This is a genomic window from Clostridium weizhouense (genome assembly GCF_019431045.1).
Classification (GTDB): domain Bacteria; phylum Bacillota; class Clostridia; order Clostridiales; family Clostridiaceae; genus Clostridium; species Clostridium weizhouense.
On the sequence record NZ_JAHXPT010000013.1, the window covers coordinates 32,446 to 48,425 of the forward strand.

The window sequence follows — 15,980 nt, forward strand, 5'->3', positions numbered from 1 at the left end:
TCAAGAATAAAAAAATCATAAAGACTGTGTATGTGGAAAACTTTTCCACAATATACTTCTTCGAATGTCTGTGAGAAAAATATGCCAAACAAATATATTTTATAAATTTTTAATATTAACGGAGGAATTTAAGATGAATTATAAAACTCAAATGGAAGCGGCAAAAAAAGGGATTATTACTAAAGAAATGAAGATAGTAGCTTCTAAGGAAAATATTTCAGAAGAAAAATTAATTAAACTTTTAGCAGAAGGAAAGGTAGTTATACCAGCTAATGTTAATCATAAATCACTTAGTCCAGAGGGAATTGGGGATGGACTTAGAACTAAGGTAAACGTAAACTTGGGTATTTCAGGAGATTCAATTGATTACTGTAGAGAAATGGAAAAGGTAAAATTAGCAATTGATTTTGGTGCAGAAGCTATAATGGATTTAAGCAATTATGGAAAGACACAAGAATTTAGAGAAAAACTTATTGAATATTCTCCAGCAATGATTGGTACAGTCCCAATGTATGATGCAGTTGGATATCTTGAAAAAGATCTTTTAGATATAAAAGCAGAAGATTTTCTTAATGTAGTTAGACAACATGCAAAACAAGGTGTAGATTTTGTAACTATTCACGCTGGAATTAATAAAAGAACAATTTCTTTATTTAAAGAAGATAAAAGAAGAATGAATATTGTATCTAGAGGAGGATCTTTATTATTTGCTTGGATGGAAATGACAGGGAACGAAAATCCATTTTATGAATACTACGATGAGTTATTAGAAATCCTTAGAGAATATGATGTTACAGTAAGTCTTGGAGATGCTATGAGACCAGGATGTCTTGATGATTCTACAGATGCAGGACAAGTCGCAGAGCTTATAGAGTTAGGTCTTTTAACAAAGAGAGCATGGGAAAAAGATGTACAAGTTATGATTGAAGGACCAGGTCATATGGCAATGAATGAAATTGCAGCTAACATGCAAATTGAAAAAAGATTATGTCATGGAGCACCTTTTTATGTACTTGGACCATTAGTTACTGATATAGCTCCAGGATATGATCATATTACATCAGCTATTGGTGGAGCTATTGCAGCAACACATGGAGCAAATTTCCTTTGTTATGTAACTCCAGCTGAACATTTAAGACTTCCAGATTTATCTGATGTTAGAGAAGGAATTATTGCATCAAAGATTGCAGCACATGCAGCAGATATAGCTAATGGACTTCCAGGGGCAAGAGATAGGGATAATAAAATGGCAGATGCTCGTCAAAAACTTGATTGGGAAGAAATGTTTAAGATTGCTATTGACGGAGAAAAAGCTAAGGAATATTTTGAAAGTGTTCCACCAGAAGATAAGCATAGTTGTTCTATGTGTGGAAAAATGTGTGCAGTAAGAACTACAAATAGAATATTAAATGGTGAAAAAGTTGAACTTTTACAAAATGAGGTTAAATAATCATGGGTAAGGAAATAGTTAAAAAAGTTTGTGAATTATTAAAAGATGTTAGAAATCAAAAACCTCTTGTCCATAATATAACAAATTATGTTACAGTTAATGATTGTGCTAACATACTGCTTGCAATGGGTGTATCACCAATTATGGCTGATGATATTAAAGAATCAGCTGATATTACTAAAATTTCAGATGCACTTGTAATAAATATAGGTACATTAAATGAAAGAACAATTGAATCTATGATTGCATCTGGTAAGAAAGCAAATGAATTAAATATTCCAGTAGTTTTTGATCCAGTAGGTTCAGGTGCATCTGAATTCAGAAATTCAACTACTAAAAGAATACTAGAAGAAGTAAGAATCGATGTTTTACGTGGTAACATGTCTGAAATTAAATTTATAAGTGGATTAGAATCTACTACTAAAGGTGTTGATGCTTCTGAAAGTGATATGAAAAGTGGAAATGAAGAAGGAATTAATGTAGCTAAAAATTTAGCCAATAAACTTAATTGTATTGTAGCAATTACAGGGGTAACAGATATAGTATCTGATGGAAAACGTACTGTTATGCTTGCAAATGGAACTAAAATGCTTGCAAATGTTACGGGAACAGGATGTATGACAAGCGCTTTAATTGGAGGAGCTTGTGGAGCAACTAATGATTATTTTATAGGAGCAATTGCAGGGATTGTTTCTATGGGAATAGCAGGAGAGATTTCTTTTGAAAAATCAGGAGAAATAGGGCTTGGAAGTTTTAGAGTTGGAATTATAGATGCTATAAGTAATATGAATTCTGACGTAATTATAAATATGGTAAAAGTTCAAGAAATATAAAAATTAATAATTAAGGCATATGAAAAAATAATAATCCTAATATAGATTCCATAAGGGTTAGTTACTTTCATATGTCTTAATAAAGTTTGGCTATGTTTTAAGTGGATGTTGATATTATAGTATAAAGCTCATGGACAGAGCTGAAATAAGAAACTTGACTCATATATATTCGTCCAGTAAGTTCGAGGGACAAAATATGAAATTTTGACTCTCACTTAAGAACTCTAAAATAAAACTTAGTCCAATTAATGCATGCTCCCAATCAAAGATTGATGACAAGCAATTAATTGTAAGATTAAAAGGAAACTCGACTCATGTACATTCGCTGAGTAAGTTCAAGTAACAAAATATAAAATTTTGACTTTCACTTAAGAGTTCTAAAAAGTAAATTCCAATGCCAGTTCGCCCTTATACTATAATATCAACACTATTTTAAAATGTAGCCTAGAATTAAAGAATAGAATAATAAATTACAAGGAGAATAAAGAGGAATGAAACCTAAAATAGATTATAGTATTTATCTTGTAACAGATAGGGACTTAATGAGTACTGATACATTAGAAGAAGCAGTAGAAGAGGCCATTAAAGGAGGATGTACTTTAGTGCAATTAAGGGAAAAGGAATGTACATCACTTGATTTTTATAATACTGCTTTAAATATAAAAAAAATAACTGATAAATATAATATACTCTTAATAATAAATGATAGATTTGATATTGCAATGGCGGTAGATGCAGCTGGAGTTCATGTAGGACAAAGTGATATACCATCAAGTGTGATAAGAAATATTATAGGAAATAATAAAATCATTGGAGTTTCAGCTAGTTCATTAGAAGAAGCACTTAAAGCAGAAAAGGATGGAGCGGATTATTTAGGGGTTGGTGCAATGTATGCAACAGGAACTAAAAAAGATGCAAATAAAACATCAATAGATGAATTGAAAAAAATAAGATCAAATGTATCAATTCCTATTGTAGTAATAGGAGGAATAAATAAAGAAAGAGTTAAAGATTTTAAGGATACTAATATTGATGGACTATCAATTATATCAGCAATTATAGCTCAGAAAGATATTAAAAAAGCTACAAGAGAATTAAAAGAATTATTTCTAGAAATAAAATAATTTAGAATTATTTAAGGAGAACCATACCATAAGTAAATGCGGTTTTTACTAAAATTATACAATTAAAATGCAATATCATACTTTGTATGGTGTTGCATTTTAATAACTAACTAAATTTTTACTTAATTGGATTGAAACGAATGTATTTAGTTAAAGATTGGTCTATGTTATTTTTTGAAGGCATAATAGCGATTATAAATGACTTTGTAAATTCTATCATAAAAGAAAGATACATAAGATTTGTAATAAATTTAGCTAATGTTATGCTGTGGGATATTTTTAACACAATACCTCCAAAAATTAGCAATGGTATTCCTGAGAAACCTAGAAGAAAAGTTAAGATAACACAATCTTTAATATGTTTAGTTCTCATTTTTTTACTTGCTATTGAAGTATCAAAGCCAACAAGTTTACATAGAAAAGTGCATACAATTATTATATAGTAATATTTCATAAATATATTTATCAAAGAATTACTTGTTGATATTTGTAATGAATCTGTGAGTGTACTATAAATAATTATAAAAATTGAATTACCATATAAAAAGATAGAGGCATAATGTCTTGTGTGCTTAAGTGTGTTATATTTTGGCTTAGATAAATCTATTGATAGGGATATACAGATGGATAATGAAACAGCAAATAGCCATATAAGGATAAATAGTTTTATATAGATATTTATTTTATCAATAGATGGTAAAAAAATATACAAATAATAAATGAATAAAAAGAAGTAGTTTACTGATATTGTTGAACTTAAATTAATAGCATCATTTTCCTTTAATCCAACAGAGTATCTGTTATTATTAAATAATTTAATAATAGAGTCTAAAACTGTTATTCCGCATATTATCATAAATGTTATAGCCAATGTATTATAGATAGGGATGAGACTAAATACCCCTGAGATAAAATCATTAATAGTTATATTTCTATATACTAATAATGCACTGCAAAGAGGCGTAATAATTGAAATTGTTGTTCCAATACAAATTTCATGAAAGGTTAATTTGTTATAATATTCTCCAACTATTATTTTATATAAAAATTGACCTATTTTTTTACCGAAAATTAGTGTGAAAATATCATAAATATCATTAACTTTAATGAATGTGTGCTTATTTTGCAATTTATACATAAGAGGAATCATAATCCTTCCAAGATATATGATTAATATTTCTAAGCTTAAAATCATTATTGGAATAGAAATTATATAATTAAAGTTACTAAATTCATTTTTATAATAGATTAAAATAAATTCAATAATAATAAGTATTATAGGAAGATAGTATTGTTTAATTGGAAAAGCTACAGTGCTTTTTTTAATATTTTCCAAAATATAATTTATACATGCAATCATAATGTGAATGACAATCATTAAAAATAAAGCTGAAAAAAATTTATTCCATATGAAGGAGATACCACCATTTTTCATTAGTATAACAGATGTAATTGATAATGCTATAAATGGAATAACTTCATATTTGATAAACCTTTTGACAATAGGTACATAATAAAATGGAACAACGCAAATTAGCCATGATATAAAATAAGTTGCTAATCCGTTATTATTTTTAAGGATAGGAGTCATAAAAAAACTTAATGCTCCAAATACGACTCCATATAATAATTTAAATTTATCAATTTGTGGCATAATAATAGTTCCTGAAAAGATTAAAATAGCCAAGGATAACCATAAACCGCTCCACATATCATAGTCTATTGTTAATAAAATTAATGCAAGAATACCAACTGATACGATAAGTAACTGTATTATAACATCCTTATTCAATTTAAACGCAACATCTGGAATAGGGATTTTATTTAATACAACACCTAATCCTCTAAAAATGATTGGGAGAAGTATTATCAATAGAGCCCAGTATTTTAGGTTTATCAATATTATTATTGGAGAAATAAAAGTAACACATATAAGACTTATAATAATTGAAAATTTTGATGTTTTTTTAATAATTTTATTTGGGTGAAATATTAATAATGCTAATATTGGAGATAATAGCATCACTAAAAAAATTAATTTATTTGAAATTAAAATCATATAAAATTCTCCTTAGTATATAATTTTCTTATTTATATAATTGATTTATTGAGTAAACTTAAATAATTTAATATTAAAGTTTTATAACTGTATTAGGTATTTAAGTTTAAATTAAGCATTAACTTTAAAGGAAATATAGGGTTTTAAGTTCAAAAGTTAATTTATACATTTGACTAAGGCAAGATAAATCAACGATATTTTAAATGAATAAATTAAGATTTAATATTAAAACCCTATAAGTTTTCCTTTAAAGTTAATTGTTAAACTTATGAATAAATTTTTAGATAATGGACAGAATTTAGAGTAACAAACTAAGATATTTTGACACTTTTTTTATATACTATTCTGTCAAGTTCTTCATTACTTAGTTTTGCTTCAGGTAACAACGATTTTTGAAGCATATATTTTCTAAAGTCTTTGAGTGTATCAGGATTTTTCTTTGAATAAATTTGAGCATAAGATTTACGGGGATGACCCTTTATTTCAGCAGTATAGATACTTTTTTTAGATGGCTTTTTAAACACTACATTTCCATGCTTATCGTAAGTTATTTTTGCTAAACTTGTTTGATTAACTTGATGATAAGTTTGCCTCTGGCTTAGAACTTTATGTTGAAGATACTGGCTAACTGAATAAAAGTAGTTAGGTCTTACAAAGGTTTTAGGAACTAAAAGTAACAGTAAGTTATTTGCTTTTAATGGATAGTCTTCTAGTGTATTCCAACAATTTAAATGAGGGTCCCAATAACAACCTAATACTTGTTTTTTATCAGTTAGTGGAATATTAAGTTTTTTGCATTGTAATTTGGTAAAATCGTAGAGTTTTTTTCTAAGAATATTGGTTAGGAGGTCAGATAGTCTGTCCTCTGCAAAGTTATCAACAAAAACGCATAAATCCATTGGATTAGCAATAATACCATCCTTAATAAGATTTTTATTGGAGACTTCTTTAAAAATATCATATAATACTTTGGAAGTTGCTCCTTTACCACTTGATTGATGTCGGGAAAGACCTAATTTGGTTTCATTAGGTTCATGACCAAAGTCTAATAATTTATATAATTCATAATCATTATTAGAAGTGCAACAGTTAAAAATAGAATCAAAGAAACTATTTATGACATATGAACATTCTTTTGAAAAAGAATCATTTGAATTTTCAATAATACAAGGGTCGATAAATAACTTTATATCGGTGTTTAAATTTATATCAATAAAGTCAATATCCTCATGTCCATTAAGATTAAGATTAAAAAAATTGCTAAAGTGCATCGAATTCCTCCTTAAATATAACATAAAATGTTAAAAAAATTTAATTTAATTTTTTATGAGAATATGATACACTATTACTGTGTATGAATAGTGTACTTACGGTTCTCATAAAGATATAATGTAGATAAGTAAGTATTTAAGCACTGATATTTGCGGTATTAGTGCTTATTTTATTTTTTAAAAATAAAATACTAATGGCTTTATATTATCACCTCCATATAAAATTTAATATCTATATATAAACTGTAGTAAACTACAGGAATTTTAAGAAGTTTGAAATGTTGTTAACCATGTTTTAAAGTTGCATATATCTGAAAAATATTCAATTGTTAATTTAGCATTTTTCAGATATAAATTATTATTGTATATAATACAAATTTTATCTAAACTTTTATCATATTTGTGATAGGGAGTATTAATTTTTTTTAGTATTTCATGATAAGTAATATTTGATTGGAATGCATAGTGCCTTAGTGACCAAGGACTATGCATATTAGATAACTCATTAGAAATATCATTTAAGTGACGAAGTGTTTTAGAATCGTCATAATAAAAAATATATATATGTCTGCAAATTATACGTTTAGGCAAGTTTCGCTTGCAAAAATTCCCTATATTATCCATGAAATTACACCTCATTAAAATTTGGAATTGCATTATATCTTCCAAGTAAATAAGATTTATCAACTTTTTTATCAAAACGCTCATTAAATTGCTCTAACGAGTATAATTCTGATTCATTATTTGCACTTTTATTTACAAACCAAATTTCATCACGTCTTAATAAATCAAAGTTAAGAAGTCGTGACTCGTGTGTAGTAACAATAAGTTGAATGTTTTTCTTACCTAAAGAATTTAAGTATGATTCAATAAACTTATATGTTAAAAGCGGATGAAGGCTTCTATCAATTTCATCTATTATATATATCCTGTTATTATTTTCCGAAAATAATATTTCTATTAATTCTAAAATTCGTCTTGTACCATCAGACTCTTCACAAATATTGAATGTTCCATGTGAACCATGTTCAAATTCAATTGTCTTTGTTAATATATTATAATTTTCATTGACCTCAAAAATGAAAAATTCTTTATCACCACGTAAAAGTAATCCTATTTCTGTAGGTGGAATAGATTCTTTTTTTGCACGGATAATTTCTTTTTCAATATTATCACGAACATCTTTTAATAATTCATCAGGAACAGAATTCGCAATGTCCTCACGTTTAGCATCTATGATTTTAAAATTTGTTATGCCTGTACCAAACTTATTAATAGTATTAAATATTTCTTCAGAATTAGCCTTAGTCATGAAATATGAGTAATTTGAAAATGGTTTATCAGGGTAGTTAATATCTAAGTCAAACTTAAACCAATTAAAAATGTTCTTGAAGACTATTAGTTCTGATTTAGTCTTATACAGTTCAGACTTATCCCTATTCATTACACTTAAAAATAGAGCAGATTCATCTGTTTTTGTATCATCAAAATATATATTAACACGTTTTAGAATGTTATCATCTTTGAAATATTTACCTATAGAGTATTCATTTTTAGTCAAATCTCTATTAAATATAAGATATGAAGAATCTTGATTTATTTCGTATAGCCATTCTTTGGTTATACTATTTTCATTAAGTAATGTTTCAAAACCATAATTATAGAACTTATTATCTACCTTAATTTCAAACTCAAAATGACTTGTTTTATTTTTATTGTCTTTATTTGCTCTATTATATTTTTGAGTGAATCCTTTAGGAAGCCCTTCTAGTATAACTTTTTGTGAAAAATCTATAGCATTTATAAAATTAGATTTACCAGAAGCATTTGCTCCATATAAGGCACTAAATCTAAGAATATTTAATTTTTTACTGGTTAATAAATGCTCACGTTTTCCTCTAGCTTTTCCAGCTAGCATACTAAATTCCTGTAGTGAACCTATTGACATAAAGTTTTCAATTTTAACTTTTATAAGCATGGGATTTTCCTCCTATATTTCTTATAAGTATATAATAAGTGAAAAAATCACTTATGTCAATAATTAATAATGGATTTTACGATAAATAATGTTTTAAATACGAAAAAATCACTTTGTATTGAAGGAGGTGAAATGATATTGAATAAGAGTAATAAAATAAATTTGAAAATATATATTATTATAATGAGGCTCTTATATATATTTAAAGTATAGATAGGAGGTTTTTATATTTCATAGGAGGTACTAAAATGATAGAAATAGCTTATTTAAGGGAAGATGGAGTTTTAAAAACTATGCCACAGGAGGTACAAGAAAAGATAAAGGAAACACTACAAATACTAGACTCAGAATACGGATATAATAGAGATAAATACAAGGATAATGGAGGTTATGTTATAGTTGTAGATAAGCAAGAGGATTTTAGACAAATAAAGAAAAAAACATATATTGATTGCAATACTGTTATAGCTGAGTATGTAGATAAGATAGTATGTAGCAATAGTGAGGTATATACTAATTCTCTAATACTTTGTAATAATGATTATGCTATATCATTAATAATTCCATTGGAGCTAACACCTGAAAATCTAAGAAATTATATTATTGATTAAAAGCCTTAATTACCAAATACAATGGTGATTAAGGCTTTTATTATTTGCAAAGACATAGGAGGTTACTATGACAAGAAAGGTAATAAAAGAAACTAATTACTGTCAGATAATTAGTCAAGGCAAAGTAATTGATGAAGATTATACCTATTGCATTGAAAAGATATTTATTAAAGCTATAAAAAGAGATGAAATTAGGTTTAGCCTTTACAAAGATACTATTAGGTCAGCAGAAAGATATATCCCACGTTCATTGGATGTAACAGAAGAACAATTATTACAGTTAATTAAAGAAGCAATAACTGAAGGAGTATTCTCAAAGGATTTTATAAAAAAATTATCTCAAATATTAAATGAAAAGTAGGAGGAGTAAAAATGTTTGAAAATAAGAGCAGTCGTTATATTACTAGAGGAGTTAATGAAACATTAAGCATTCATATGCAACTATTACTATGGAATTTAATTGATACATTAAAGGAGGATAAAAACATAGAGGTGGATTATTTACAAGTGTTTAGGTTCAAGCATATTACTAATAATGAAAAGTACAACCTTAGTATTACTCATTCACAGGAAGTACCAGAGTATAAAAAAGAGTATTTATTTAATGTAGATAATCCTATTAGTGAAAAAGTATTTGTTATTGATAGTGGGGATTACGCTACTATGTTATTGGCAGAAGAATATTAAAAGATTGGAGTGGTAGAAATGAATAAAGATTTAGTAAAGGGAATGGTATTTAAAATTGATGAAACAAAGAGAGTTGGAACAATGAGAATAGATTGGTACGATGGAAGACTTTGCAACCAATGGAATCCAACAAACCTTCTAATGGAGCTAAAAACAAGCTCAAAAATTGACCTAGAGAAACTGCAGCAGGAACTAAACTACCTCCAATTTGAGCTTCTTTCAAGCTTTGAGAGGGTAGAGGAATACTGCAATGGTACTGGCTACGACAAAGAAACTCTATTTTCAATTTCATTAGATTATGCTGATTATGCAATTAAACTTATACCAGTAAAAGATGCTTATAGCTATATTTATACTTATATAAAATAAAGAGCCTTTCACACAAAATTGATTACCTATTTAGTATTTCTAATTACCTTTTTAGCTTTCAAATAATAAAGCAATTCTTGCTTATCTTCTATGTTCCAATTATTAAAATCCTTAAGTAGTTCAATAACAGGAAGGAAGTTTATATCATTAATAGCTTCACCAAATGTATTATTTTGTGAGTCTTCAACAAAGTATGAAGTAGGTGTATCTAAAGCATTGGCAATAATTTTTAGACTATCTATTGAAGGGTTACTTCTTCCATTTTCAATATCACTTAAAAATGATACAGATATTCTTTCTTCTGGTATTGTAGCAGTTATATCAGATAGCTTTTGTAGTGAAATACCTTTAGCTTTTCTGATGGCTTTTAATTTATCTCCTAATTGCATAACATCCTCCTCAAATTTTCGTAAATAACGTATTAAATTAAGTATAAACAAACTTAGATAAAATGTAAATTAATTTGATAAAAATGGTATGAATTATACTTTTGGCGTAAAAGCGATTGTGTATTTACGTTTTTAACGTATAATGAATAACATGAGGGTGGTAATTTTGGATAAAATAGGCGAAAAAATTAAGTGTGAAAGACTTAAGAAAAGTTTAAAGCAATATGAGCTAGCAGAAAAAGCAGGAATATCTAATACCTTTCTTTCAGATATTGAAGTGGGAAGAACTACACCTTCATTGAAAACACTAAAGAAGATAGCTCAAGCATTAGAGCTTGATATTAAGATATTTTTATAAGGAATAAATTAGTTTTAAATTTGCACTTCATTATTATGTTGATAGAAAGTATACATGTAGGTTAATCAACAGAAATTGTTATAGGAGGATTAATATGAAGTTTATAATTAATGCATTAATATTATTCGGAATTATATGGTTATTAATATTCTTAGGAACTTTATTTGGATTAATAGGGCTTATGATTTTAAGAATTTTTATGATAGTTGGGATACCAGCACTTATAATATGGGTGATATATAAGTTATTTAAAAGATAATGAGATTGTATAGTAATCTATGCAATTTGAAGCATTGGATAGGATGGCAATAAAATATATAAATTAATTTATATTTTAAAATAAGATAAGAAAAGAGGTAATAATATGGCGAAAGCAACATGTCGAGTATGTAGAGGTAAAAAGATAGTAAAGTGTGAGGATTAGGGATTAACCTACGGTACATATGACCATAGTGATGTAACAATACAAGGCTCATGTCCAGCTTGTGGTGGTACTGGCAAAATACCATGTCCAGAATGTCACGGAACAGGAAAAGTAGATGACTAAACTTAAAGAAATTATAGATAACAGGAGATGAGAGTTTGGGTTTATTTAATAAGTTAAAGGAAATAGTATTAGTAGAATTAGGCGATGATGATGCTGCAAAGCTTTCAAGAAAATTTTTAGATTTTGTAAATAATGAAGCAGATAAGAGAGATAGAAATAAAAATAGTATCTTAAAATTAGCAAGAAATATGGATAATAAAAGTGATGATGAATTAAAAAGAATTTATCAAACTAGCTCTGGTGATATGAAGATAGCGGCAGGGTATCTTTTAAAACAAAGAGGATATTAAATATTAATAAAAGAAACATTTATGTCTAAAATAATTAGATATTGATGTTTCTTTTTTAATAATAATTTTGGGGGTGAAGGGGAAAAGAGGGAATAGAATTTCAAAAAAATCTGTGACAGAAAATTTGAATTGAAGAATAAAAAAATTTGTAAAACAATGCCCACCTATGCCCCTCCACCACTAAAAAAGCGAAAAATAATGTATAGGAAGAATAAAAATATGAAAGAAATAACAATATTAGTACTTGAAATAATATTACTTATACTAAAAGGCTTTGATGTAACTGATGCTACTAAAAGGACATCTGAAAAACATGGTGTAGAATTTGCAACATTGTGGGAAGTTATACCCAAGAAGTGGAAGTAATAATAATGAGATTTTGAAAGCTTATGCTAACAAAATCTCTTATTTTTTATAAATAAAATTATCTTCAAATTTTTTTGTCAAAATAATAAGGTATATTTAAAAATATCATCAAACTAAAGCTATTAGTCTATAAGTGTATATGGGTTATCCGACGTTTGTGAAAGAAGATAAAAAGCTAAATTTGGAGTAATTCTACGAAAAATTGAGTAAATAGAGAATAATTTAAAACAGAAGCTTTCAATTATAAAATAATTTTAAAGCATTTGTAATTATAGACTAAGTAATTTAGCTAGAAAATCTTTTTTGTGTATACATATAAAAATCGTGAAATATGAAAATTTTTTATTTCTTTAATGCATGATAATATACAAATACGAAATAGATAAAACCTTACAGCATATTAAAAGTTTAAAGGAGGAATAAAAATGGCACTTAAAAAACTTACAGAAGCACAAAAACTTAGAATAGCTAATATGAAGCAAGGAGAGGTAACACAAACAATGAGTACATCTAATAATTCAATAACTAATGCAAGTATTGTTTCAAGAGAGGAAGTAATCCCAAAAGTAGAAAATGTTTTGGAAGATGTAATTGAGGATACTAAATACCAATCAATGCAGAAGAATATTATTCCTCAAAATATTTTTGTAACAAATATCAGCAATAAAGAAGGACAAGCAAGAACAAACTATGATTACTCACAAGATGATGAATCAGAAGATGACTTTTTCCAAGAGGAAGAAGCAAACAATGATGATATTGATGGTATTAACTCATTACAAGATTTATTAGTAGAAATAACTACTAGAAAAGCAAAAATACCAGAAGGTGAGATTAAATTTTTAATTAAACATATTAGTTTAGAAAGATGTGTGGAATCACGCTATGGAATAGCAAATCAAGTAACAGTGCATTACCATCTCCACAAAGAAATAAATGGTGAAATCAAAGAATTTTCGTTGAAGCAGAAGTATTATGTTTCTAATTATCCTAAGTCAAGATTTGGAAAGCTTTACAAAGCTTTAACAGGTAAAGAAACTAGTAATCACATTAACCTAAGAAAGCTTTATGGTATTTCAGGCACAGCAGAAATTACATATTATACGGCTGATAATGATGATGTTTTCGAAAATGTTGATATTGAAAGCATAAGGGTAATAAGAAAACATGCATAAGCACTAGAAATACCATTAAATATTGATGGTATCACATAAATGATATCATCAATAATATCAAAGGAGGAGCTTACATGAAGATAAAGAATTTTAAGGACAATCAAGCTAGGATATATGAAGAAATCAAGGAATATATTTATCCTATTAACGTTAATATAACAGAGATTCCTGTAGAATGTGGCAACCTAGCAGAGATTCTTAAAGATAAAGGTTTAAATTACTCAGATAATTCCCAAATAATTGCTACAGCTTGTAGTGGTATAAAGGGTGGGTTAAACATATTCTGTTCAATCATGAAGCATTTTTCGGATGTTTCACAAGATAGTGCTACTTTAATATATGAACAATGCTTAGAGGACATTGCTAAAGGTACTACATATCCTGTCAATGGATATAAAGAAGAGATAAGAAAAATGGTAAAAGAAAACAGGATGGCAGAGATAGGTTTTCTAAAGAAGGAAAATGGTAAGGGTTACTATTTTAATGCCAATATATTTGTTAAATATCTAATGAAGAGAATAATTGTTGGTAGACTTAATAATGGAGAATTTTCTATATATAACACAAAAGGATTTTATGAAATTGTAGATATTAACATAGTTGGTAAGATAATTAGGTATCTTATGCATGAAGTTCAAAACAATATTTGGCAAAGTATTTACGAATCAGAAGTATTAAAAGTTTTATCACTAGAAGCAACAACGATAAAAGAGTTAAATCCTAATAGAGAGTATATAAATCTTGAGAATGGGATGCTTAATCTGTACACATTAGAGTTAATAGAGCATAATCCAAGCTTTCTATCAAGTGTACGTATTCCCATTATATATAATAAAGAAGCAAATAGTGAGCTATTTAAAAGAGTTATTAATGATATTACTATGGGTGATGAAGAGCTTGCTAAAGTAATACAAGAAGTATTTGGTTATTCCCTTACTGCTGAAACAAAGGCAGAAAAAGCCTTTATGTTTTATGGTAGTGGTTCAAATGGAAAGAGCCTTCTTGCAAAAATATTAATGACTTTAGTTGGTGAAGCAAATGTTTCTAGTATTTCATTAGAGCAATTTTCAGAACAATTTGGGTTAGAACCTATTATAGGAAAAACATTAAATATAGCAACAGAGAATGAGTTAGGAAATACTAAAATGAGTACTGAAAGTATAAAGGCGATAATAAGTGGAGACCTACTTAGTATTCGAATAAAGTATAAAGAGGCGTTAAAGTATATGCCTATTTGCAAGCTGTTATTTCTTGTAAATACACTTCCAGATACAATGGATAATACTCATGGATTTTATAGGAAGATAGAAATTATACCTTTTAGACGTAAGTTTACTGATATAGATAAAGAGGTAGATTTGTTTGAAAGATTAAAGCAAGAATTACCAGCAATACTAAACTGGGCATTGGTAGGTTTTCATAGGTTGAGAGCTAATAACTACCGATTCTCTAGGTCAAAGGCAATACAAGATACAAAAAAGGAATATGAAGAAGACCAAAATCCTGTTTTAAAATTTTGTCAAGATTGCATAACATTTAAGCAAGGTGAAAGTGTTAAAAAAAGTGAAGTTATAATGGCTTATGATAAATACATAAGAATGAATGGGATTGATGATAAAGGGTCAAAGAGTTGCCAAAAATTTTGGAAGTTTTTCAAGCTTACATTAGATAAAAATGGTCAAAAATATTCTGATAAAAAAGTTAATGGATATATGCATTTAAAAGATATGACATTAAAGAATGAATTTCTGAGTGAGTCAGATGATTTTATAATAAATTTCTAAATCCTTGGGGCAAAGGTGTTAAGGGGGTAGAGAAATTGAAAAAGTTTTTGATAGAGAAATTCAATTTCTGAGGGGAATTTTTTCTGAAATCTATTCCCCTTTACCCCCTTCGCCACTATCTATAAAGATATAAAAAATATAACTATAAATAAAAAATAATAAAATTCTAGGAGGAATAAAACATGGAAAACATATTAACAAACACTATAAATAACAAAGAGGTAATGACTGAGGAATTATTTAAGAATGCTATTGGTTCAATTATTAAGAGTAAGAGTAGAACTGCTGGAGAAGCAGGAGTAATGTCAATTGTTAAGGCTAGAACAGGTAATAGAAATACATTATCTAAAGAATTACTAGCTAAACTTAATAATCCGCAAAAAATACAAATAGCTTATACAGAAGATAGTGTTATTATTGGTGAAAAACTTCCTAGTAATGATAGCTCATTTAATGTAAAGATTAGTGGTGCTAAAGGAATGGTTTATTCAGCTGGATTAGCTAGAGAAATTAGTGAGTTGTTTGAATTAGATTTTAGCGATAGAACATCTATAACATTCAATGAAGTTGAATATGTTTTAAATGAAGAATACCCAGTAGCAGTAATAAAAATAAAATAGAGTACAATAAGTGGTAAAAGTGGTTAGAAACTTATTTAAAAACTATTAAAAATTAAGTAAATATAAATT

The 15,980-nt window shown here is 27.5% G+C and carries 18 protein-coding genes; 14 read left to right on the forward strand and 4 right to left on the reverse strand.

Features of this window, described 5'->3' with window-relative positions; genetic code table 11:
- Positions 1-133: 133 nt before the first annotated feature.
- The 3 genes from thiC (at position 134) to thiE (ending at position 3,407) form a co-directional block, all read left to right on the forward strand.
- Positions 134-1,450: a phosphomethylpyrimidine synthase ThiC gene (gene thiC, locus KYD98_RS14605; protein WP_219780790.1), complete on the forward strand. Its 1,317-nt coding sequence runs from the start codon at positions 134-136 to the stop codon at positions 1,448-1,450.
- A 2-nt stretch (positions 1,451-1,452) separates the two neighbouring features.
- Positions 1,453-2,283, forward strand: coding sequence for a hydroxyethylthiazole kinase (gene thiM, locus KYD98_RS14610; protein WP_219780791.1), 831 nt, complete (start codon positions 1,453-1,455; stop codon positions 2,281-2,283).
- A gap of 491 nt (positions 2,284-2,774) precedes the next feature.
- Positions 2,775-3,407, forward strand: coding sequence for a thiamine phosphate synthase (gene thiE, locus KYD98_RS14615; protein WP_219780792.1), 633 nt, complete (start codon positions 2,775-2,777; stop codon positions 3,405-3,407).
- 118 nt (positions 3,408-3,525) lie between these two features.
- On the opposite strand, the gene KYD98_RS14620 is transcribed toward thiE, so the two are convergent.
- The 3 genes from KYD98_RS14620 to KYD98_RS14630 form a co-directional block, all read right to left on the reverse strand.
- Complete coding sequence (locus KYD98_RS14620) at positions 3,526-5,466, reverse strand: hypothetical protein (RefSeq protein ID WP_219780793.1); 1,941 nt, start codon at positions 5,464-5,466, stop codon at positions 3,526-3,528.
- A gap of 311 nt (positions 5,467-5,777) precedes the next feature.
- A complete protein-coding gene (locus KYD98_RS14625) occupies positions 5,778-6,737 on the reverse strand; it encodes a DUF8370 family protein (protein ID WP_219780794.1) in 960 nt (319 codons plus the stop codon).
- A 628-nt stretch (positions 6,738-7,365) separates the two neighbouring features.
- Positions 7,366-8,715 (reverse strand): AAA family ATPase, encoded by a 1,350-nt coding sequence (locus KYD98_RS14630; protein WP_219780795.1) that lies wholly within the window; start codon positions 8,713-8,715, stop codon positions 7,366-7,368.
- Positions 8,716-8,963: 248 nt separating this feature from the next.
- On the opposite strand from KYD98_RS14630, the gene KYD98_RS14635 reads away from it, so the two are divergent.
- The 4 genes from KYD98_RS14635 (at position 8,964) to KYD98_RS14650 (ending at position 10,382) form a co-directional block, all read left to right on the forward strand.
- On the forward strand, positions 8,964-9,326 hold the full coding sequence (locus KYD98_RS14635) for a hypothetical protein (protein ID WP_219780796.1): 363 nt from the start codon (positions 8,964-8,966) through the stop codon (positions 9,324-9,326).
- Positions 9,327-9,393: 67 nt separating this feature from the next.
- Positions 9,394-9,687, forward strand: a complete 294-nt coding sequence (locus KYD98_RS14640; protein WP_219780797.1) for a hypothetical protein — start codon at positions 9,394-9,396, stop codon at positions 9,685-9,687.
- Positions 9,688-9,698: 11 nt separating this feature from the next.
- Positions 9,699-10,013, forward strand: a complete 315-nt coding sequence (locus KYD98_RS14645; protein WP_219780798.1) for a DUF960 domain-containing protein — start codon at positions 9,699-9,701, stop codon at positions 10,011-10,013.
- A gap of 18 nt (positions 10,014-10,031) precedes the next feature.
- Positions 10,032-10,382, forward strand: coding sequence for a hypothetical protein (locus KYD98_RS14650; protein ID WP_219780799.1), 351 nt, complete (start codon positions 10,032-10,034; stop codon positions 10,380-10,382).
- A gap of 26 nt (positions 10,383-10,408) precedes the next feature.
- Here the strand turns inward: KYD98_RS14650 and KYD98_RS14655 are convergent, their stop codons facing one another.
- On the reverse strand, positions 10,409-10,771 hold the full coding sequence (locus tag KYD98_RS14655) for a helix-turn-helix domain-containing protein (protein WP_219780800.1): 363 nt from the start codon (positions 10,769-10,771) through the stop codon (positions 10,409-10,411).
- A gap of 157 nt (positions 10,772-10,928) precedes the next feature.
- Between KYD98_RS14655 and KYD98_RS14660 the strand changes: the two genes are divergently transcribed.
- The 7 genes from KYD98_RS14660 to KYD98_RS14690 all read left to right on the forward strand — a co-directional run bounded on the left by KYD98_RS14660 (position 10,929) and on the right by KYD98_RS14690 (position 15,911).
- Positions 10,929-11,129, forward strand: a complete 201-nt coding sequence (locus KYD98_RS14660; protein WP_308462464.1) for a helix-turn-helix domain-containing protein — start codon at positions 10,929-10,931, stop codon at positions 11,127-11,129.
- A 94-nt stretch (positions 11,130-11,223) separates the two neighbouring features.
- A complete protein-coding gene (locus KYD98_RS14665) occupies positions 11,224-11,388 on the forward strand; it encodes a hypothetical protein (protein ID WP_219780802.1) in 165 nt (54 codons plus the stop codon).
- Positions 11,389-11,711: 323 nt separating this feature from the next.
- On the forward strand, positions 11,712-11,966 hold the full coding sequence (locus tag KYD98_RS14670; protein ID WP_219780803.1) for a hypothetical protein: 255 nt from the start codon (positions 11,712-11,714) through the stop codon (positions 11,964-11,966).
- A 219-nt stretch (positions 11,967-12,185) separates the two neighbouring features.
- Positions 12,186-12,332, forward strand: a complete 147-nt coding sequence (locus tag KYD98_RS14675; RefSeq protein WP_219780804.1) for a hypothetical protein — start codon at positions 12,186-12,188, stop codon at positions 12,330-12,332.
- A gap of 425 nt (positions 12,333-12,757) precedes the next feature.
- Positions 12,758-13,507 carry a hypothetical protein gene (locus KYD98_RS14680; protein WP_219780805.1) on the forward strand — a complete coding sequence of 250 codons (750 nt, stop codon included), beginning with the start codon at positions 12,758-12,760 and terminating at the stop codon, positions 13,505-13,507.
- Between the two features lie 74 nt (positions 13,508-13,581).
- Positions 13,582-15,291: a DNA primase family protein gene (locus tag KYD98_RS14685; protein WP_219780806.1), complete on the forward strand. Its 1,710-nt coding sequence runs from the start codon at positions 13,582-13,584 to the stop codon at positions 15,289-15,291.
- Between the two features lie 182 nt (positions 15,292-15,473).
- Entirely contained in the window at positions 15,474-15,911 is a 438-nt protein-coding gene (locus KYD98_RS14690; RefSeq protein WP_219780807.1) for an amidophosphoribosyltransferase, read from the forward strand.
- Positions 15,912-15,980 lie beyond the last annotated feature (69 nt).